A 19701-nucleotide genomic window follows, 5' to 3' on the forward strand; every position below is an offset into this window, starting at 1 on the left:
TGAATGGTCGAATCGGGGGCATTGGAGAGGGTTGACAGGGGGCCGCGGGAACTCTCGCGGCTGGTTGATCCTGCACTCCTCCACGGTCCCCGACTCGACCGGACCTGGCGTTTCCTTCGGCTCGACTTCACCGGCATCGCGTTCGCGACGCTGTTCTTCTGCTGGTCGCTGACGCCGTCGCTGCTGCCCCGCGACTGGTTGTTCCAGGGGCTGATCGGCGGCATCAACGCCGCGATCGGTTACACGATGGGAACGGCGATCGGCTGGCTGGTGCGTCGCTACTTCCTGCGGCACCGGTCGTGGTGGCCGTTGCCGGAACCCTGGTCCACCGGCCTGCGCGTCGTCGTGACGGTGACGTGCGTGGTCGTGAGCCTCGTGATGCTCGCGTACTCCGCGGCTTGGCAGCGTGAGCTCGCCGCGCTGATGGGGGCGGAGGGCACCACCACCACCGGCTACATCCGCACGGGCGGTCTGAGTCTGCTCGTGGGCGCCGCGATCATCTCGGTGTGGCGGCTGCTGCGCGAACTGGTGCGGTGGATCGCGGGACGACTCATCCGGCGGTGGCACCTCGCGATCCCGACCGCCACCACCGTCGGCATCCTCATCGTGACGGTGCTGTTCTTCCTGCTCGTCGACGGTGTTCTGATGCGCGGCGTCTACGCCGCCACGAATGCGGCGTTCAGCCTGCAGAATTCGACCACCCGCGACAGCGTCGAGCAACCACTCGACCCGGAGAAGTCGGGCAGCCCCGAGTCGCTGGCACCCTGGGACACCCTCGGGTACGAGGGCCGGAACTTCGTGTCCCGAGGGCTCGACGCCGACGAACTCACGGCGGCCAACGGCACACCGGCCAAGGACCCCATCCGGGTCTACGCCGGACTCGAGACCGCCGAGGACCCGGACGCGCGCATGGACGTCGTCATCGACGAACTCGAGCGGACCGGCGCGTTCCAGCGAAAGGTCCTCGTCGTCATCCCCACCACCGGCACCGGTTGGGTCAATCCGACTGCGGCGCAAGCGATCGAGTTGGTCCACAACGGTGACACGGCGTTGGTCGCCAGCCAGTACTCGTTCCTGCCGAGTTGGATATCGTTCCTCGCCGACCGTGAGAAGGCCGCGGAGGCGGGGAAGAAACTGATCGACCGCGTGCACGAGCGGTGGTTGCAGGAACCCGAGGCGACGCGCCCCAAGCTGCTCGTCTACGGCGAAAGTCTCGGCACCCAGGCGGGGGAGGGTGCCTTCGACACGCTGAGCGACATCCGGCAGACCGTCGACGGCGTGTTGTGGGTCGGACCGCCCAACTCGAACCGCCTGTGGGGGCAGCTGATCCAGCGTCGCGATCCCGGCACTCCCGAGGTCGACCCCGAGTACTCGGCAGGTCTGGTGGTGCGGTTCGCCGACGACTCCGCCGACATGGTCGACGACACCGGCGAGTGGTTGTCGCCGCGCATCCTGTACGTCCAGCACCCGTCGGATCCCGTCGTGTGGTGGTCGCCCGACCTCGCGTTCACCCGGCCCGACTGGTTGAAGGAACCACCGGGCGAGGATCGTTCGCCGTCCATGAAGTGGTTCCCGTTCGTGACGTTCTGGCAGGTGTCCGCCGACCTCACCAACGCCGCAGGCGTGCCGGACGGGCACGGCCACAATTACGGGACACTCGTCCTCGACGGCTGGATCACGGTCGCCCAGCCCGAGGGGTGGACGCCCGTCGACACCGAACGCGTCCGGTCCACTCTCGAATCCCTTGCCGGGACAGAGGGTCCGGAGAAGTGAGCAGGCTCGCCTCCGTTGCCGGTGCGGCGGCGGCCGTGCTGTGGAACAACGTGGTGTTGCCCGGTTCGGGGCTCGGCCCGTACGGGCGGGCCGTCGCGGGAGGTGCGCTCGGACTGTCGGTCGTGGGAGCAGCGCGCGCCGCGGGGTACGGCGTCGACGAACTCGGCCTGTCCGCCTCGAAGGCCCGGTCCGGGCTGCGATACGGCGCCTTGGCGTCGGTCGTCCCGCTCGCCGGATACACGATCACGCTGAGCGTGCCCGCACTGCGCAGGCGTGTGCCGGCGGGCGACGGCGTCACCGATTTCGCCGGCTGGGTGGGGTTCCGGATCCCGGTGGGGACCGTGGCGCACGAGGAACTGCTGTTCCGCAGCGTCCTGTCCGCGATGCTGCGACGGGCCTGGCCGCCCCCGACGGCCTACGTTCTGCACGCCGCCACGTTCGGGCTGTGGCACGTGCGCGCGGCCCGGATCGCCGGCGACGGCGTCACCGCAAGCGTGCTGCTCACCGGGTCCGCCGCGTGGCTGTTCGAGTGGTTGCGTCGACGCAGCGGCAGCGTCGTAGCCCCTGCACTGCTGCACCTTTCGGTCAATGTCGGTGGGGCGGTGGCCGCCGAGGTCGCGCGGGCCCGCACAGTAGATTGAGCGTATGCCGTCGCGCCGAGCCGTAAATCCCGCCGAACTGAGGGCCGCCGTACTCGAGGTCGGTCCGTGGCTGCGCGGCGATTCGGAGGAGAAACCGTCCCGCACCCAGCTGGCCGCGGCGGTCCGGCTCAGCGCGCGGACGCTCGAGCAGGTCGCGCCCGGTTCGAGCGTGGAGGTGCGGGTTCCGCCGTTCGTCGCGGTCCAGTGCATCGAGGGTCCGCGGCATACCCGCGGCACCCCGCCCAACGTCGTGGAGACCGACCCCCGGACGTGGCTGCTGCTGGTGACGGGACTACTGGAGTTCGACAGCGCGACCGCCGACGGCGGAGTGTCGGTGTCGGGAAGTCGCGCCGGCGAGATCGCCCATTGGCTGCCGCTGCTGCGTGTATAGCTAGCCCAGCCACAACGAGCGGGTGCGCGGCAGGCCGCTCGACCCGTCGTCGGACGGGCGCACGGCCAGAACCTGATGGATCGTCAGCCGGCCCTTCTCCTCGAACCCCAGGGCGCTGGCCGCGAGGTACAGCAACCAGGTGCGGGTCCGCTCCGCGCCGGCGAGCCGGATCGCGTCGTCCCAGGAGTCGCGCAGTCTGCCCACCCACGCCCGCAGCGTGAGTGCGTAGTGCTCCCGGAGGGCCTCGAGGTCGCGCAACTCGAGTCCGGCGCGCTCGAACGCGTCGATCGTTCTGCTCAGCGGCAGCACCTCGCCGTCCGGGAAGATGTAGTTCTCGATCAACCCCGACGAGTTGCCGGTGCCGGTCAGCGACCGGACCGAGGCGATGGCGTGGTTGAGCAGCCGCCCTTCGGGACGCAGTAGGTCGAGCAGATGCTGCGCGTACCCGGGCAGCGCGGAGTCGCCGACGTGTTCGGACGTGCCGATGCTGGAGATCGCGTCGAACGGACCGTCGACGACGTCGCGGTAGTCCTGCACCCGGATCTCGATCAGCTCCGACAGCCCGGCCTCGGAGACCCTCGCCCGCGCCAGCTCGGCCTGTTCGTGGCTGAGGGTGACGCCGACGACGGACACGTCGTACTTCTCGGCGGCGTGGATCGCCATCGAACCCCAGCCGCAGCCCACGTCCAGCAGTCGCATGCCCGACTGGAGTCCGAGTTTGCGGCAGACCAGGTCCAGCTTGTCGTTCTGCGCTTCTTCGAGCGTCCCGATCGCCCCGGGGTCGCCGGATCGCTGGTCCCAGTACCCGCAGGAGTAGACCATCGTCGGCCCGAGGAACAGGCGGTAGAAATCGTTGACGACGTCGTAATGATGTGAGACCGAGGACGCGTCGCGTGCCTTGCTGTGCTTGGGACCGCGGCGTCGGGCCACCTCCACCGTGGGCGGTGCCGGACGGAGACCGAGGCCCCCGAGCCGGACGAACGTCGACAGCGACTTCAGGATGGTGCCGCGGTCGGATCCGCGGACGCCGAGTGACCCCAGCCGGTCGACGAGATCCGGAAGCGTCAGCAGCCGGAAGACGTCGCCCTCGATCTCGAGGTCACCGGACACGTAGGCGCGGACGAGACCGAGTTCGTTCGGCGACCACAGCACCCGCCGGATGGCCCGGCGGTTGCGGAAGACGATGGTGACGTCCGAGTCGGGGCCGGCCTCCGAGCCGTCCCAGCAGCGAACGTGCACGGGAATGGGGAGGCCCATCGCACCTTCGAACGCGCTCAGCAGGCGTTCTGCGGCGGTCGGGGCCGTGCTGCGGACGTCCATCGGAAAAGCCCCCGCTCTGTGGTTCGAGGATGCTGATCGATACCGAAACCAACCTATTTCCGGCTGTCAGTCCGGGAGTCGGGCCGGTTCGATCGGCACCGTGGGGGAAGCGACGGCGCAGGGCACGTAGACTGACCTTGCCCCTCACACGCCCATCCCCAGGGAGCACCCCGGTGACCAGAGCCGATCTGTCGGTCCACAGTCCTAATCTTCTCTCTTCGAACCCGTCCGACGAGGACGAGAACGAGCCCCGCGAGGAATGCGGAGTCTTCGGCGTCTGGGCGCCGGGAGAGGATGTGGCGAAACTCACCTACTACGGACTTTATGCTCTGCAACACCGTGGGCAGGAAGCGGCGGGCATCGCCGTCGCCGACGGTTCGCAGGTGCTGGTCTTCAAGGATCTCGGGTTGGTCAGCCAGGTGTTCGACGAGCAGACCCTGGCAGCGATGCCGGGCCACGTCGCCGTCGGCCACTGTCGCTACTCCACCACGGGATCGACCACGTGGGAGAACGCGCAGCCGATCTTCCGGACCACCGCCGCGGGCAGCGGCATCGCCCTCGGGCACAACGGCAACCTCGTCAACACGGCGGAGCTGGCGCAGCGCGCCCGTGAAGCCGGACTGGTCAACGACAAGCGCCCCGGCGGCGCCACGTCCGACTCGGACGTCGTCGGCGCCCTCCTCGCGCACGCCGCCGCCGACAGCACCATCGAGCAGGCGGCCATGAAGCTCCTGCCGACATTGCGCGGCGCGTTCTGCCTCACCTTCATGGACGAGCACACGCTCTACGCGGCCCGCGACCCGCACGGGATCCGCCCGCTGTGCCTCGGACGCCTGGACCGCGGCTGGGTCGTCGCCAGCGAGACGGCCGCACTCGACATCGTCGGCGCGTCCTTCGTCCGCGACATCGAGCCCGGCGAACTGCTCGCCATCGACGCCGACGGCGTCCGCTCCTCCCGCTTCGCGAACCCCGAGCCCAAGGGCTGCGTGTTCGAGTACGTGTACCTGGCTCGTCCGGACAGTGTCATCGCCGGACGTTCGGTGCACTCCACCCGGGTCGAGATCGGCCGCCGCCTCGCCAGCGAGCACCCCGCCGAGGGCGACCTCGTCATCCCGGTCCCCGAATCGGGCACTCCGGCCGCGGTCGGTTACGCGCAGGGGTCGGGCATTCCGTACGGCCAGGGTCTGATGAAGAACGCCTACGTGGGCCGCACCTTCATCCAGCCGTCGCAGACGATCCGCCAGCTCGGTATCCGCCTCAAGCTCAACCCGCTCAAGGAAGTCATCCGCGGCAAGCGCCTCGTGGTGGTGGACGATTCGATCGTCCGCGGCAACACCCAGCGCGCGCTCATCCGGATGCTCCGCGAGGCCGGCGCACTGGAGATCCATGTCCGCATCGCGTCGCCGCCGGTCAAGTGGCCCTGCTTCTACGGCATCGACTTCGCCTCGCCGGCCGAGCTGATCGCCAACGGCGCGGGCGGCGGTGGTGAGCCCGGCAGCTTCGACGAGATGCTCGAAGGGGTGCGCCGTTCCATCGGCGCCGACACCCTCGGCTACATCTCCACCGAAGGCATGATCGCCGCCACCGAGCAGCCTGCGACGCGACTGTGCGCGGCCTGCTTCGACGGCACGTACCCCATCGCGCTCCCCACGGAGACGTCGATCGGAAAGAACGTTCTCGAGGGAATGCTCGAGAGCGCGGCAGGCGGTCCCGCGACGCGGGAGAACGACAACGCGAACGCCCTCAGTCGGCCGTAGGCCGGTACATCGGGATCCGGCCGGAGAACGTACTCCGGTACCGTAAGGACGCAATCACAGCACTCGATTGCCCGACCGACACGATTTTGACGAGCAACAGAAGGCTGGAGTAACAACCACATGACCGAGGATCCGACAAGTCGCCCTGGCGCGTCCTACGCCGCCGCAGGAGTGGACATCGCCGCAGGCGATCGGGCGGTGGAACTCTTCGCTCCCTTGGCCAAGCGCGCCAGCCGTCCCGAGGTTCTCGGTGGTCTCGGTGGATTCGCGGGTCTGTTCTCGCTCAAGGGTGACTACAAGGAACCGCTGCTCGCGGCGTCCACGGACGGTGTGGGCACCAAGCTCGCCGTCGCTCAGGCACTCGACAAGCACGACACCGTGGGCCTCGACCTGGTCGCGATGGTCGTCGACGACCTCGTCGTCTGCGGTGCCGAGCCACTGTTCCTGCAGGACTACATCGCCGTCGGGCGTGTCGTCCCGGAGCGTGTCGCCGAACTCGTCAGCGGTATCGCCGAAGGTTGCATCCAGGCCGGGTGCGCGCTGCTCGGTGGCGAGACGGCGGAGCATCCCGGTGTGATGGCGGACGGCGACTACGACTTGTCCGCGACCGGCGTCGGTGTGGTCGAAGCCGACCAGGTGCTGGGGCCCGACCGGGTCCGTCCCGGCGACGTCGTGATCGCCATGGGTTCGTCCGGACTGCATTCCAACGGTTACTCGCTGGCCCGCAAGGTTCTGCTCGAGATCGACCACATGAGCCTGACAGCGCACGTCGACGAGTTCGGCCGCACCCTGGGCGAGGAGATGCTCGAGCCCACGAAGATCTACGCGAAGGACTGCCTGGCCCTCGCCGCCGAGACGGACGTGCGCACGTTCTGCCACGTCACCGGCGGTGGACTGGCCAACAACCTCGCCCGGGTCATGCCGAAGGGCCTGGTCGCCGAACTCGACCGCGGCACCTGGAGCCCGGCTCCGATCTTCGCGATGATCGCGCAGCGCGGACGCGTGGAGCGGGCCGAGATGGAGCAGACGTTCAACATGGGCGTCGGCATGGTCGCGATCGTGGCGCCCGAGGACGTCGATCGTGCCCTGGCCGTCCTGACGGCGCGCCACATCGACTGCTGGACGCTGGGCAGTATCAAGAAGTCGCACGACGTGTCGGCCGAGCGCGCAATTCTCGCCGGCGATCACCCGAGGTTCTAGGGTCGGTCGCCGTCTGTCGGAACGGGGCGAGCTAGTGGCCCCGACCGGCTGAAGATGTGGAAATGAGGGGGAGCCGGTGTCGGCTCCCCCTCATTTCGTTGTCTTCAGATCTCAGCGCCGCCAGTCGTCGTCGTCCTCCCGGGAGTGACCCTCCCTGTCGGCACGCTGGTCAGCGAAGACCTCGTCCCGATGCGAGTTGGACGACCCACCTGAGAGCTCTCGTTGCAGGCTGTCAAAATCCGTGGTCGGTACGCTGTACTTCAGCTCGCGTGCAACCTTGGTCTGCTTTGCCTTAGCCCGGCCGCGGCCCATGGCTGACCCCCTCGCGCTTTCGCGGGGCGGCCTGGGGAATTTGGCGGCCCCGTTTGAGTGTGTAAGTTCCTGCCCCACACTCTAGCGTGGAAAAGTCCCTCGCGCTTCCATCCACACCCCGAAGCGGTGTCGGTTTAGTCTCACCGGGCTCGCGAGCTGCCCCGATGCCGGTATTTCGCCTTCAGAAGACTCCCGGAATTGCCCGGACCGTCCCCACTCGGACGCCACCGCCGAGCACGGGCTGCGATGCGAGGGCCGCCAGATCCTCGGTCCACTCGGCGCCCATCCTGTGGAGAAGTGCTGCGGCGAGGGGTAACCGGGCCCGTTCGTGGCCGTCGTCGATCTTCAGTGCGAACGCCGAGCCGTCGGGAAGCGCGCCGGCGTAGACACCGTCGGCTCCGGCCTTCGTCATCAGCCCGGGCACGACCGGCATCAGGCGCGCGTCGTCCTTGCCGGTGCCCGAGACGAGGTAGGGGTGCTCGCGGACGGCGTCGGCGACGGCGAGCTCGGGGGAGTCGGGCTCGGCGGTGACGAGCCGGGCGAACGCCCGAGCCAGATGCGTCAGCGACAACGGGACGATCGGCAGCCCGCATCCGTCGATGCCGAGCTCGGCGTCGACGTCGCCGCTGATCGACCCGAGCGTCTCGACGACCGCGAGTTGCAGCGGATGCGTCGGCTCGAGGTAACTGTCCAACGGCCAGTCGTTGGCCAGGCACGTGGCGAGCATCGCGGCGTGCTTGCCGGAGCAGTTCATGTACACCGGGCGGGGGAGCTCACCGGCGGCCAGCAGTTCGGCCCGGGCGAGTTCGTTGGAGGGCAGATCGGCGGGACAGCGGAGCTGGTCCTCGTCGAGGCCGTACCGGGCGAGCAGCCGCTCGACGAGTTCGATGTGGTCCGACTCGCCCTCGTGGGAAGCGGTCGCGATCGCGAGCTCTTCGGAACTGGACGGTTCGAAGCCGTTCCGCAGCATCGTCACGGCCTGCCACGGCTTGTTCGACGACCTCGGGTAGATCGGCGTGTGCACCTCACCGAGGGTGAGCGCGATCTCGCCGTCCGCGCGGAGGATCACCGCGGAACCGCGGTGGACGCATTCGCGGAATCCGGAACGTACGACCTCGACCAGTTCGATGCTCAATACGTGACCTGCACTTCCAGTCCGGCGATCCGTCGGCGGGCCTTGTCCGCGACGGTCGGAGAGAGGTTCTCTTGCTGTTCGAGCAGCGCCACGAACCGTTCCGGGTCGCGGCCGGTGAACAGATCGCGCACGGTGACGCCGTGGCCGGGCACGTGGATGCGCCGGACGGTGTCGCCGGCGGTGACCGACCCCTCCGTCACCACCCGCAAGTACGCGCCCGTGTCGGCGCGTTCGGAGAACCGCTTGACCCACCGGGGCTCGGCGGCCCAGACGCCGAACGTGCCGCACGGCGTCCGCGGGCTGGTCACCTCCAGTTCGGTGGTGCCGATCCGCCACCGCTCGCCGATCACGGCGTCGGTCGCGGCGATCCCGTCGAGACGGAGGTTCTCGCCGAACCATCCCGGGGGCAGTTCGCGGCCGAGCTCCGACGCCCAGCGCTGCGCCTCGTCCTCCTGGTAGGCGTAGACGGCCTTGAACGGGCCGCCGTGGTACGCGGTGTCGCAGACGTGGTCGCCGACCAGTCCGGCGGTCGTGACGCGCACGGGGCCGTCGACCGGCCGCTTGTCGATCGCCGTCCGGGTGACCCGCCGGGTGCCGCTGTCCCGCTCGGTGTGCAGCACGCAGACGGCCAGCACCTCGCCTGCCGTCGCGGTCGCCTCGCTCATCGGCCCCGGAGCCGGTCGACGGCGGCGCGGCCCGCCTGGACCGTGTCGTCCGCGGGCACGGAGTCGGGGTCGATCGACGCGGCGCACGAGCCGACCACCAATTCGGTGTCGGTGGGGATGGACCGTTTGACGAGGGCCAGCGCGATGGGTCCGAGCTCATGATGGTCGATCACGGTGCCGATCCGTCCGACCGCACGGCCTCCCGCCGTCACCGGGTCGCCCGGTTCGGGCCTGCCCTCGGCGCTGCCGTCGAGGTGCAGCAGGACGAGGTGACGGGGCGGTTTGCCAAGATTGTGGACGCGGGCCACCGTCTCCTGGCCGCGGTAGCAGCCCTTCTCCAGGTGGACGGCGCCGTGCTCGGCGGGACCGCCGATCCAGCGGACCTCGTGCGGGATGGTGCGGTCGTCGGTGTCGAGTCCGATCCGGGGCCGTGCGGCGGCCACCCGGAGTGCCTCGAACGCCCACGTTCCCGCGGGAGCGGCGCCGGCGGCGGTGAGCCGGCCCCACCACGTCGCGAGTCCTTCCCGCGGGATCAGCAGGTCGAAGGACTTGGCGGTCGGCCACGGCATGCGGCGGACGAACCCGCCCCCGGGCACCGCGGTGGCGGCATAGGGCTCGGTGGGTGCCACGACACCGGCTGCGTCGAGGACCGTCACGGCGTCGGGGCCGATCACGCTGAGGACCGCGAGCTCGTTGCCCTCGCGGGGCTCGGCCTTGGACCAGAACACCATCTTGGTGAGGAACGACAGGAGGTCGGGTCCGCGGTCGGCTTCGGTGTCGATCCAGGTGACGCCGTCCAGATCGGTCTGGACGAAGTGGTGCTCGACGCGGCCGTTGACGTCGAGGCTGAGGTTCTCGGCGCTCGCGCCGTCGGGGAGTGCGGCGACGTGCTGGCTCGAGATGGTGTGCAGCCAGGTGAGTCGTTCGGGTCCGCTGATCGCGATGACGAACCGGTGGGAACGGTCGACGACCACCGCGGAACGTTCGGCATTGCGTTGTTCGCCGAGTGGATCGCCGTGATGCCAGGCGACGCCGGCGTCGGGAGAGCCTTCGGGCGCAGGAACCGCGCCCGGGGCCGTGAGGAGTGGACTGGGTGAGACGGGCAGTTTGTCGACCACGAACCCAGTCTAGGGACCATGAACCACAGGTGGCGGTCAGCAGGGTCGATAGGCTGGGTGTCATGTCTGATCGAGTGCTGGTGACACTGGACCACGAGGTGCGGGACGCGGACGCCCCGCTGCTGCACGCGGACGATCTGGCGGTGGTGCGCGGCGACGGTGTCTTCGAGACCCTGTTGGTGCGCGGCGGTCGCGCCCTGAAGGTCGAGCCCCACCTCGCCCGTCTCGTCGCGTCGGCGCGCGCCCTCGGATTGCCCATCCAGGACCTGGACGAGTGGCGCCTGGCCCTCGAGCTGGCCGTCGAGGAGTGGGGGGCCGAGCGGGAGGGCGCGATGCGACTCGTGCTCAGCCGCGGCCGGGAGTCCGGTGGCGACGCGACCGCCTTCGTCACCGTTGGGCCGGTGTCCGAGCGGATTCGGCAGGCACGACGCGACGGGGTGTCGGTACTCACACTGGCCCGCGGCTATTCGGTGGATCTGTCGGCGAGTGCGCCGTGGCAGCTGCTCGGGGCGAAGACCTTGTCGTATGCGACGAACATGGCGGCGCTGCGGTATGCGGCGACACTCGGCGCCGACGATGTGATCTTCGTCAGCAGTGAGGGCAATGTGTTGGAAGGGCCACGTTCCACGGTGGTCATCGCCCGCGACAGGCACCTCCTCACGCCGCCGCCGGAGCACGGAATCCTGCCCGGAACGACGCAGCAGGCGCTGTACGAGGTGGCGTCCGGCAAGGGGTTCCGCTGCGAGTACGCGGCGCTGCGTCCGGCGGATCTCATTACGGCGGAAGGTGTTTGGCTCATCTCCAGCGTCACCATGGCTGCGCGCGTGCGCAAGATCGACGGCCTTGCCCTGCCCGACGCACCGCTCGCCGACGAGATCGTGGAGCTGGTCGACCTCGCGGTCGAGACGGCGGGTGCCGAGTCCGCGGAGGCTTGACAGGTCTACTACATTTCGTAGTAACAAAGTCCTGCGGGGGAAACGACCTCGCAGTACGTTGTTTTCAAGGGTCGGGCGGAAGCCCACGCTCCGGCCCTGAAGCCTGTCCTACGGGCCCAGTTTCGGAGTAGCCATGGATGCCTTGGATGTCTCCCGGTGGCAGTTCGGCATAACCACCGTCTATCACTTCATCCTCGTTCCGCTGACGATCGGGCTCGCCCCGCTGATCGCCGTCATGCAGACGATGTGGGTGGTCACCGGAAAGGACCACTGGTACCGGCTCACCAAGTTCTTCGGGAAGCTCTTCCTGATCAACTTCGCGCTCGGCGTCGCCACCGGCATCGTGCAGGAATTCCAGTTCGGGATGAACTGGAGCGAGTACTCACGCTTCGTCGGTGACGTGTTCGGCGCACCCCTCGCCCTCGAGGGACTGGTCGCCTTCTTCCTCGAGTCGACGTTCCTGGGTCTCTGGATCTTCGGCTGGGGACGGCTGCCCAAGCTCGTCCACCTCGCCACCATCTGGCTCGTCGCGATCGGTGTGAACGCGTCCGCGTACTTCATCATCACGGCCAACTCGTTCATGCAGCACCCGGTCGGGGCCGTGTACAACCCCGAGACCGGGCGCGCGGAACTCACGAGCATCTGGGAACTGCTCACCAACAACACAGCACTGGCGGCCTTCCCACACGTCGTGGCCGGAGCGTTCCTCACGGCAGGCACGTTCGTGGCCGGCGTCGGCGGCTGGTGGATGGTGCGCAGCATGCGCAAGTCGAAGGAAGCCACCGAACCCGAAGTGGCGAAGAAGCACGAGGAGACCGCCGGGACGATGTTCCGTCCGGTCACCATCCTCGCCCTGTGGGTGATGGTCGCCTCGGGCATCGGACTCGCGATCACCGGCGACATCCAGGGCAAGCTGATGTTCGAACAGCAACCCATGAAGATGGCATCGGCCGAATCGCTGTGCCACACCGAAACCGGTGCCGACTTCTCGATCCTCACCGTCGGCACCCAGAACAACTGCGAGAGCATCACCCAGCTCATCAAGATCCCCGGGCTCACCTCGTTCCTGGCGGACGGCACGTTCGACTCCACCATCGAGGGCGTCACCGAGATCCAGGCCCGCTACGAGGAGATGTACGGGCCCGGAAACTACAAGCCCAACCTGTTCGTCACCTACTGGACGTTCCGCGCGATGATCGGCTGGGCCGCCGGGTCGGCGCTGCTCGCCGTGGTCGGTCTGTGGATGACCCGCGGCGGCCGTGTCCCGGACAAGAAGTGGTTCGGCTGGTTGTCGATCGCCGTCATCCCGACACCGTTCCTCGGGAACAGCGCGGGCTGGGTCTTCACCGAGATGGGCCGCCAACCGTGGGTCGTGGCACCCAACCCGACCGGTGTCGACATGATCAGACTGACTGTCGACCAGGGCGTCTCGAATCACTCCCCGTGGACCGTCTGGGTCTCGCTCATCACGTTCACGGTGGTCTACGGGGCGCTGGCCGTCGTGTGGTTCACGCTGATCCGCCGCTACACGGTCGAGGGACCACTCGAACACGACGCGCATCCACCGGGTGACGACCACGACGAGCCCGAAGAACCGGGCAAGCCCGAGCAACTCTCGTTCGCGTACTAGGGGAGACGGTCATGGGACTTCAAGAAGTGTGGTTCATCCTGATCGCGGTGCTCTTCATCGGGTACTTCGTCCTCGAGGGATTCGATTTCGGTGTCGGCATGCTGATGCCGGTGCTGGGCAGGCGCAAGGACCCGAACGGGGACACGCGGCGGCGGGTGGTGCTCAACACCATCGGGCCCGTGTGGGACGGCAACGAGGTATGGCTCATCACCGGTGGCGGCGCGTTGTTCGCCGCGTTCCCGGAGTGGTACGCCACCTTGTTCTCCGGCTTCTACCTGCCGCTGCTGATCATTCTCGTCGCGCTCATCGTCCGGATCTGCGCCATCGAGTACCGGGGCAAGATCGACGACGACACCTGGCGCAGGCGGTGCGACTGGGGCATCGTCTTCGGGTCCTGGGTGCCCGCCGTGCTGTGGGGTGTCGCGTTCGCGAACATCGTGCGGGGCGTCGACATCGACGCCGACAAGCAGGTCACCTCGAGCCTCTTCGATCTGCTCAATCCCTATGCGTTGCTGGGTGGTCTGACGACCGCACTCGTGTTCGCCCTGCACGGCGCGGTGTTCCTCGCCCTGAAGACGGCCGACGAAGTACGCACGGATGCCGTCGAACTGGCGTCCAGGCTGGCGATCCCGGCCGTCCCGGTGGCAGGGGCATTCGTGTTGTGGACGCAGCTGGCGCACGGCAAGGGCTGGACGTGGATCCTCGTCGTGATCGCCGCCGCCGCACTCCTCGGTGTGGTCGCGTTCACCCGCGCCGAGCGTGAGGGCTGGGCGTTCCTGCTCACGTCGATCGCGGTCGTCGCCACCGTGGCCCTGCTGTTCGGCTCGCTGTTCCCCAACGTCATGCCGTCCACGCTGGACGCCGCGTACAACCTGACCATCGACAACGCGTCGTCGAGTCCGTACACGCTGAAGGTGATGACGTGGGCCGCCGCGTTCCTCACCCCGGTGGTGCTGATCTACCAGGGCTGGACGTACTGGGTGTTCCGCCAACGGATCTCGACCAAGCACATCCCGCCGTCGATCGGTCTCCCGCTCGAGCGCAGATGAGCACAGCGGTAGGCGACGCACCCCGCCCGGCCGACGAACGCCCGGGCGGGGCGCGAGGTTCCCGGCGCCCCGTCGATCCCCGCCTGTGGCGCTACTCCGCGGCGGCGCGCGGGTATCTCGTCCTCACGGTCGGGCTGTCGATCGTCAACGTCGCGATGGTCATCGTGTCGGCGCTCATGATCGGCCGCGTGCTCGGTGGAATCATCGTCGACGACGCCACCGACCTCGGGCGGTGGTCCACCGAACTGGTGGTGCTCGCCGGTGCGGTGGGGGTGCGAGTGCTCGGCACCTGGCTGCAGTCCCGGTTCGCGCACCGGTCCGCCACCCGGGTGGTGGCGGAGCTGAAGGGGGAGGTCCTCGGTGTCGCCACCCGCCTGCGACCGCGCGAGCTCGATCCGCGGCGGGACGAGATCGCGACCGTGCTCACCCGCGGAGTCGACGGTCTCGTGCCGTATCTCACCGGGTATCTACCGGCGCTGGTCCTCGCGGCGACGCTCACACCGGCGACGCTGGCGGTCATCACGTTTCAGGATCTGACGTCGGCGGCGATCATCTTCGTCACGCTGCCGCTCATCCCGGTCTTCATGATCCTCATCGGCCTGCTCACCAGGGGCAAGGCCGCCAAGACGCTGACCGCGATGACCACGCTGTCGTCCCAGCTGCTCGACCTCCTGGCCGGCTTGCCCACACTCCGCGCGCTGGGTCGCGAACAGGGACCGGCGACGCGGGTGCGTGAACTCGGCGACGCCCACCGCCGCACCACGATGTCGGCGTTGCGGGTGGCGTTCCTGTCGTCGATGGTGCTGGAACTGCTGGCCACGCTCTGCGTCGCACTCGTCGCCGTGAGCATCGGACTGCGGCTGGTGTACGGGGGGATGGAACTCGAGGCGGGAATCGTGGCGCTGATCCTCGCGCCCGAGGTGTACCTTCCGCTGCGGATGGTCGGAACCCAGTTCCACGCCGCCGAGGACGGAATGGCCGCGGCGAGCCGCGCCTTCGCCGTCATCGATACCGATCGTCCCGACGACGACGCCGCTGACGGTGCGGTCGGTGTCGACGCGGCCGGGGCGCGGATCGAATTCGACGGACTCGACGTCCGGTCCCGGCGCGGCCTGGCACCGCACGGACTGACTGGGACCCTCGAACCCGGTGCGGTGACCGTGCTGACCGGACCCAACGGTTCCGGGAAGTCGACTGCGGTGCAGGCGCTTCTCGGCCTCGTCGAACCCGAGCACGGCGAGGTGCGGGTGGCGGGCACCGCCGTGAGTGCGCTCGACCGGTCTGCATGGTGGGCGCAGGTGGCGTGGCTTCCGCAGCACCCCGTCCTCGTTCCCGGCACCCTGAACGAGAACCTTCGGCTCATCGGCGAGGTCGTCGACCTCGAACAGGCCTGTGCGGCGACGGGTTTCGACGAGGTTCTCGCCGAACTCCCGGACGGCTGGACCACGCGCGTCGGATCCGGCGGAACGGGACTGTCGCTCGGCCAGCGGCAGCGGCTCGCACTCACTCGCGTGCTGGCCACCCGGCGTCCCGTCCTGGTACTCGACGAACCCACCGCGCACCTCGACGACGCGTCGGAGCGGACCGTGCTCGATTCGCTGCGGAGCCTGGCCGCCGCCGGCCGCACCGTCGTGGTGGTGGGGCACCGGCCGACCGTGCTCGCGGCCGCCGACCGGGTGATCGAGGTGAGCGCCGATGTCGCGTGACCCGCTGATCCGGGCATTGCCGCTCCTCGACCTGCAACCGGGACGGGTAGTGCGGGCCGTCACCGCCGGCGTCGCCACGCTGGGCAGTGCGCTCGCACTCGCGGCGCTGTCGGCGTGGTTGATCACGAGGGCGTGGCAGATGCCGCCCGTCCTGGACCTCAGCGTCGCCGTCGTGGCGGTGCGGGCGCTGGGCATCTCCCGCGGCGTCTTCCGCTACCTCGAGCGGCTGGCCACCCACGACACCGCGCTGCGCGGGACCACGTCCGCCCGCACCCAGCTGTACCAGCGGCTGGCCGACGGCGACCCCGCGGCCGCTGCAGGCCTGCGCCGCGGCGAACTGCTCACCCGCACCGGTGCCGACGTCGACACCCTCGGTGACGTCGTCGTCCGCGCGCTCGTCCCCATCGCCGTGTCCGTCGTCCTGGCCGTGGCCGCCGTCGGCATCCTCGCGGTGATCTCGCCCGCCTCGGCACTCGTGCTCGCGGTGGCGCTCGCGGTGTCGGGGGTCGCGGCGCCCTGGTTGTCCGCGCGGGCCGCCCGCCTGGCCGAGACGTCCGGCGCCGACGCGCGTGCCCGGTTCAGCGAGGACGCCGTCACGGCACTCGATCACGCCGCGGAACTCCGCGTCGCGGGTCGCCTCGACCGGACCGTGTCGCGGGCGGTCCGCTCCGAACACGCCGCGGTCGCGGCCACCGACCGCGCCGCCGCACCCAGCGCGTTCGCGGACGCCGCCACACCACTCGCGGTGGGCGTGAGTGTGATCGCGTCACTGCTCATCGGGATGGGCCTGTACTCGTCGGGGACCATGAGCCCGATGGCGCTCGGCATCCTCGTGCTCCTGCCGCTGTCCGCGTTCGAGGCCACGGTCGCGCTGCCCGCCGCGGCCGTCGCGCTGACCCGGGCCCGGATCGCGTCGCGCCGCATACTCACCGTGCTCGACGCCGCCGTCGCGGATCCGCACCCCGGCGACCGGGAACTGGACGGGCCCGCCGAGGTCGTCGCGAAGGACCTGCGGTGTGGCTGGCCCGGAGGGCAGGTCACCGCCCCGCTCGACCTCGACCTGCGGCCCGGCTTCCGGGTCGCGATCGTCGGCGGCAGCGGGTCCGGGAAGACGACCACCCTGATGACCCTGGCCGGGTTGCTCCCGCCGGTATCGGGGTCGGTGCGGGTCGACGGACTCGACCTGCACAGCATCAGGTCCGAGGCTCTCCGCCGGAACGTCGGATTCTTCGCGGAGGACGCACACCTCTTCGACACGTCCGTCCTCGAGAATCTGCGGGTGGCGCGCGGCGACCTCCAGGACGCGGAGGCGCTGACCGTCCTGGAGTCCGTCGGGCTCGGCGGATGGGTGTCGGGGCTGCCGGAGGGCGTGCACACGACCCTCGCCGGCGGTGCCAGGGCGGTGTCCGGTGGGCAGCGTCGCCGGCTGCTCCTCGCCCGGGCGCTGCTCTCGCCCGCGCGGGTGCTGTTGCTGGACGAACCGACCGAACACCTCGACGCCGACGCGGGCGCCGACCTGCTCCGGCGACTGCTCGCGCGCGACGGCGGACTGGTGTCTGCGCAGCGCACCGTCGTGGTGGTCACTCACCAGCTTCCGGAGGATACCAGCGCTGACCTGGTGATACGGGTGGAGAAAGCTGAGAGCGAAAATGCGTTGCCGACTCCGTGAGTGCGGCGTACTTTCTTCAGTACACGAGGAAGGAGGTGGTCTGAAATTGAATGACAGACGGACACGTGAGGTGGCTGCCAGCTAGCCGCTACCGCTGACGGAATTCACTGACCGCGCGAGCGGCGAGCGAATCCCAGGCAGCTACCCGGCCCCCGAGCCCCCGGTCTGGTCCAGATCGGACCCGGTGCACACGCACCGGAAGGCTCGGGGGCCGTTGTGCGCTCCGCGCCCGTGAGTACTTATCAACCGCCCGACGTTAACAAGTACTCACGGCAGCGCGGGCACGGGTTCGGCCCACTCCAACCGCCCCGCTCGAGCACCGTCCGCACCTCGGCCGCGACCTCGCACGAGCGCCGCGTCACCTCGTCCCAGCCGTAGACCAGCGTCGCCTTGCCAGCGAGTTCCGCCGCGTTGCCGCGACGACGGTCGCGCAGCGCCACCGACCGCGACGAGTGGTACCGCAGTCCGTCCAGCCGCACGAAGAGCGGAACGCCGCTGTCCGAGTAGTCCACGTCCTCGTAGAGGGTTCTTCCGTCGACGAAGACAGGCGACTGTCGTCGGGCGGCCGGTAGTCCGTGCGCGAGTTCGACGTCGACCGCGTACCGGTGCTCCAGAATCGACTGGACCCCGCCGGAGACGAACGTCAGCGCATCGGTGAGAGCCTTGCGGTATCTGCGCGGTGGACGCTGCTCGATCCGTCGGAGCAACTCGTGGACCGGAATGTCGCTGCCGGTGACCGCTGACACCAGGACCCGTGCGGCCGCCACCGCCGACGGCTCCGCGACGGCGAGATCGACAACGGTGTCGGCCCGGGACGTTCGAGGCGGAAGCGTCGGGACGAGGATGTGGGCGTGCGCCCGGGACCGGTGCACCACGACCCCGGGGTGGAGGAGATCGCCCTCGCGGGGAACGGGACGGTCGGATCGCCGGCCGACCTTCCGATACGTCGGTTCCTGCGGCTCCGCAGACAATCCGTAGGGCACGGTGACGTGAATCGGCCCGTCAGGGTCGACGGGCATCAGCCCCCACTCCTCGGCCGCAGTCCGATGACTGAGGATCGCTCGGGGACCGCCGAACAGCAGCGCCGCCCACAGCCTCATCGGCCGGTCGAGCGGACCGTTCGTGACGGCGTAGACGCCGTGCAGAACCGCCGACCACTGGCCGGACTCCACCATGTGCTGAATCTGCCGGGCCGAGATACCCAGTCCGCGAAGTTGCCGGGCCGTGACGAGGCCGTGCTGATAGTCGAGGACACGTTGGAATTCGGGCCGGAAGTCGATCGTCGCAGTCGTCATGGACGCGACGGTGCGGAAGCCGACTGACAGGATTCGGCCGAAACAGGCCGATCTCAACTGCCCTGTGGATGAACCTCAGGTTGTGGATAACCCGAGCCGTGAGTACTTGTTAACCGCCCGTGGTTAGTAAGTACTCACGGGCGCTAGCCAACGTAGCGGGACAACCGCGCGGAGAGGTGGGGACGCAGCTCACCGTCGGCGATGATGCGTTCCTCGACGTAGGCGAGGTCGCCGCCCTCGACGATGCCGTAGAGGCGCTTGGCGCCACCGACGAGAACACCGGAGGTGCTGCGGATCACGACGTCGGTCGCGAGTTCCCACGATGACTGGGTGAGGGCCTGGCCGTAGAACAGTTCGACGATGCCGGAGCTGTGGGCGAGGAGGAGTTCGACGACTTCCTCGTCGGTGCTGCCGGGAATGCCGTCTCCGCTGATCCGCCAGAAGCCGGTCTCGTGGAGGTCGGGGCGCACGTATTCGCCGTCGGCGTCGAGAACCCAGGTCTGGGATTCCCACTTGAGGTAGTTGCCACCGTTGTGGGAGACGATGATCTGCTGCCCGAAGGGATAGTCGCCTGTGTCGGGGTCGTGGCCTTCCCCTTCACCGCGCCACACACCCACGAGGGGCAGTACTGCGAGGAGTTCGTTGTTCAGATCCGGGCCGAGCCGCAGATTTGCGGTGTCCTCGGGCAGCGGAAGGTCCGGAAGCTGCGGGATGTTCCGCGACGCCGTCGTCTTGGAACGCTCGATGGCGTCCGCGACAGCTGCGTCACCGCTACCACGACGCACGGTGGGGGTGTCCCCAGCGGGCGCGCTCGTAGTCGGGTGCTCGGAAGGCGGATCTGCGCCTGCGTCCGGGTTCTGACTCACGACTCGTCGGTGACCAGGCGGTAGATCGTGTAGAGCGAGAACCACGTGATCAACACGGCGGCAAGGACAAGAAGTACCTCGAAGAAGATAACCACGGGGACATCCTAAACCGAACCCGTCGAACGGTCGAAACGGGAGGCGGCTTACCGTCACTGCGGCTACGGTTTCTCGAAGGCGACCACCCGGTCGGTTCCGAACATTCTCATGCGGTCGTCTCGTCTCCCGTCCCTCCCGGAGGT

The 19701-nt window shown here is 68.9% G+C and carries 17 protein-coding genes; 10 read left to right on the top strand and 7 right to left on the bottom strand.

Annotated elements, in window-relative coordinates; genetic code table 11:
* The first annotated feature begins 3 nt into the window (after positions 1-3).
* From FND50_RS06970 to FND50_RS06980, 3 genes are read left to right on the top strand one after another with little or no spacing between them, the layout of a single operon-like run.
* Entirely contained in the window at positions 4-1773 is a 1770-nt protein-coding gene (locus FND50_RS06970) for an alpha/beta-hydrolase family protein (protein ID WP_144285249.1), read from the top strand.
* Positions 1770-2414: a CPBP family intramembrane glutamic endopeptidase gene (locus FND50_RS06975; RefSeq protein ID WP_005561131.1), complete on the top strand. Its 645-nt coding sequence runs from the start codon at positions 1770-1772 to the stop codon at positions 2412-2414. The genes FND50_RS06970 and FND50_RS06975 overlap by 4 nt, the downstream gene beginning before the upstream one ends.
* A gap of 4 nt (positions 2415-2418) precedes the next feature.
* Positions 2419-2805, top strand: coding sequence for a sterol carrier family protein (locus FND50_RS06980; RefSeq protein ID WP_144285250.1), 387 nt, complete (start codon positions 2419-2421; stop codon positions 2803-2805).
* Here FND50_RS06980 and FND50_RS06985 read toward each other — a convergent pair whose 3' ends face one another.
* Positions 2806-4125: a class I SAM-dependent methyltransferase gene (locus tag FND50_RS06985; protein WP_144285251.1), complete on the bottom strand. Its 1320-nt coding sequence runs from the start codon at positions 4123-4125 to the stop codon at positions 2806-2808.
* 173 nt (positions 4126-4298) lie between these two features.
* On the opposite strand from FND50_RS06985, the gene purF reads away from it, so the two are divergent.
* The gene (gene purF, locus FND50_RS06990; RefSeq protein ID WP_144285252.1) at positions 4299-5882 is read left to right on the top strand and encodes an amidophosphoribosyltransferase; all 1584 of its coding nucleotides are present in this window, start codon (positions 4299-4301) and stop codon (positions 5880-5882) included.
* Positions 5883-6002: 120 nt separating this feature from the next.
* Entirely contained in the window at positions 6003-7082 is a 1080-nt protein-coding gene (purM, locus tag FND50_RS06995; RefSeq protein WP_005244377.1) for a phosphoribosylformylglycinamidine cyclo-ligase, read from the top strand.
* A 111-nt stretch (positions 7083-7193) separates the two neighbouring features.
* Here purM and FND50_RS07000 read toward each other — a convergent pair whose 3' ends face one another.
* The 4 genes from FND50_RS07000 to FND50_RS07015 all read right to left on the bottom strand — a co-directional run bounded on the left by FND50_RS07000 (position 7194) and on the right by FND50_RS07015 (position 10312).
* The gene (locus tag FND50_RS07000; protein WP_005244376.1) at positions 7194-7394 is read right to left on the bottom strand and encodes a DUF3073 domain-containing protein; all 201 of its coding nucleotides are present in this window, start codon (positions 7392-7394) and stop codon (positions 7194-7196) included.
* Positions 7395-7575: 181 nt separating this feature from the next.
* On the bottom strand, positions 7576-8529 hold the full coding sequence (locus FND50_RS07005) for an asparaginase (protein WP_005561133.1): 954 nt from the start codon (positions 8527-8529) through the stop codon (positions 7576-7578).
* Positions 8526-9194 carry an MOSC domain-containing protein gene (locus FND50_RS07010; RefSeq protein WP_144285253.1) on the bottom strand — a complete coding sequence of 223 codons (669 nt, stop codon included), beginning with the start codon at positions 9192-9194 and terminating at the stop codon, positions 8526-8528. The genes FND50_RS07005 and FND50_RS07010 overlap by 4 nt, the downstream gene beginning before the upstream one ends.
* Positions 9191-10312, bottom strand: a complete 1122-nt coding sequence (locus FND50_RS07015) for a folate-binding protein YgfZ (RefSeq protein WP_144285254.1) — start codon at positions 10310-10312, stop codon at positions 9191-9193. The genes FND50_RS07010 and FND50_RS07015 overlap by 4 nt, the downstream gene beginning before the upstream one ends.
* 62 nt (positions 10313-10374) lie before the next feature.
* Here FND50_RS07015 and FND50_RS07020 point away from each other — a divergent pair, with 62 nt between their 5' ends.
* The 5 genes from FND50_RS07020 to cydC all read left to right on the top strand — a co-directional run bounded on the left by FND50_RS07020 (position 10375) and on the right by cydC (position 17301).
* Positions 10375-11247, top strand: a complete 873-nt coding sequence (locus FND50_RS07020; protein WP_144285255.1) for an aminodeoxychorismate lyase — start codon at positions 10375-10377, stop codon at positions 11245-11247.
* 133 nt (positions 11248-11380) lie between these two features.
* Positions 11381-12877, top strand: coding sequence for a cytochrome ubiquinol oxidase subunit I (locus FND50_RS07025; RefSeq protein WP_144285256.1), 1497 nt, complete (start codon positions 11381-11383; stop codon positions 12875-12877).
* A gap of 11 nt (positions 12878-12888) precedes the next feature.
* Entirely contained in the window at positions 12889-13926 is a 1038-nt protein-coding gene (gene cydB / locus FND50_RS07030) for a cytochrome d ubiquinol oxidase subunit II (RefSeq protein WP_144285257.1), read from the top strand.
* Positions 13923-15632, top strand: coding sequence for a thiol reductant ABC exporter subunit CydD (cydD, locus tag FND50_RS07035; protein WP_144285258.1), 1710 nt, complete (start codon positions 13923-13925; stop codon positions 15630-15632). The genes cydB and cydD overlap by 4 nt, the downstream gene beginning before the upstream one ends.
* A complete protein-coding gene (gene cydC / locus FND50_RS07040) occupies positions 15622-17301 on the top strand; it encodes a thiol reductant ABC exporter subunit CydC (RefSeq protein WP_144285259.1) in 1680 nt (559 codons plus the stop codon). The genes cydD and cydC overlap by 11 nt, the downstream gene beginning before the upstream one ends.
* Before the next feature lie 242 nt (positions 17302-17543).
* On the opposite strand, the gene FND50_RS07045 is transcribed toward cydC, so the two are convergent.
* Together FND50_RS07045 and FND50_RS07050 are read right to left on the bottom strand one after the other, a co-directional pair.
* The gene (locus tag FND50_RS07045) at positions 17544-18653 is read right to left on the bottom strand and encodes a type IV toxin-antitoxin system AbiEi family antitoxin domain-containing protein (RefSeq protein ID WP_144285260.1); all 1110 of its coding nucleotides are present in this window, start codon (positions 18651-18653) and stop codon (positions 17544-17546) included.
* 86 nt (positions 18654-18739) lie between these two features.
* Positions 18740-19381, bottom strand: a complete 642-nt coding sequence (locus tag FND50_RS07050; RefSeq protein ID WP_005254810.1) for an FABP family protein — start codon at positions 19379-19381, stop codon at positions 18740-18742.
* Positions 19382-19701 lie beyond the last annotated feature (320 nt).

It is taken from the genome of Rhodococcus sp. WB9, from assembly GCF_007558985.1.
Lineage (GTDB): Bacteria > Actinomycetota > Actinomycetes > Mycobacteriales > Mycobacteriaceae > Rhodococcus_F > Rhodococcus_F opacus.

Coding starts and splice junctions, on each gene's coding strand:
- FND50_RS07020 (WP_144285255.1), top strand. CDS start 10,375: ATGTCTGATCGAGTGCTGGTGACACTGGACCACGAGGTGCGGGACGCG.
- cydD (WP_144285258.1), top strand. CDS start 13,923: ATGAGCACAGCGGTAGGCGACGCACCCCGCCCGGCCGACGAACGCCCG.
- cydC (WP_144285259.1), top strand. CDS start 15,622: ATGTCGCGTGACCCGCTGATCCGGGCATTGCCGCTCCTCGACCTGCAA.
- FND50_RS06970 (WP_144285249.1), top strand. CDS start 4: ATGGTCGAATCGGGGGCATTGGAGAGGGTTGACAGGGGGCCGCGGGAA.
- FND50_RS07000 (WP_005244376.1), bottom strand. CDS start 7,394: ATGGGCCGCGGCCGGGCTAAGGCAAAGCAGACCAAGGTTGCACGCGAG.
- FND50_RS06980 (WP_144285250.1), top strand. CDS start 2,419: ATGCCGTCGCGCCGAGCCGTAAATCCCGCCGAACTGAGGGCCGCCGTA.
- FND50_RS07010 (WP_144285253.1), bottom strand. CDS start 9,194: ATGAGCGAGGCGACCGCGACGGCAGGCGAGGTGCTGGCCGTCTGCGTG.
- FND50_RS06985 (WP_144285251.1), bottom strand. CDS start 4,125: ATGGACGTCCGCAGCACGGCCCCGACCGCCGCAGAACGCCTGCTGAGC.
- FND50_RS07025 (WP_144285256.1), top strand. CDS start 11,381: ATGGATGCCTTGGATGTCTCCCGGTGGCAGTTCGGCATAACCACCGTC.
- cydB (WP_144285257.1), top strand. CDS start 12,889: ATGGGACTTCAAGAAGTGTGGTTCATCCTGATCGCGGTGCTCTTCATC.
- purM (WP_005244377.1), top strand. CDS start 6,003: ATGACCGAGGATCCGACAAGTCGCCCTGGCGCGTCCTACGCCGCCGCA.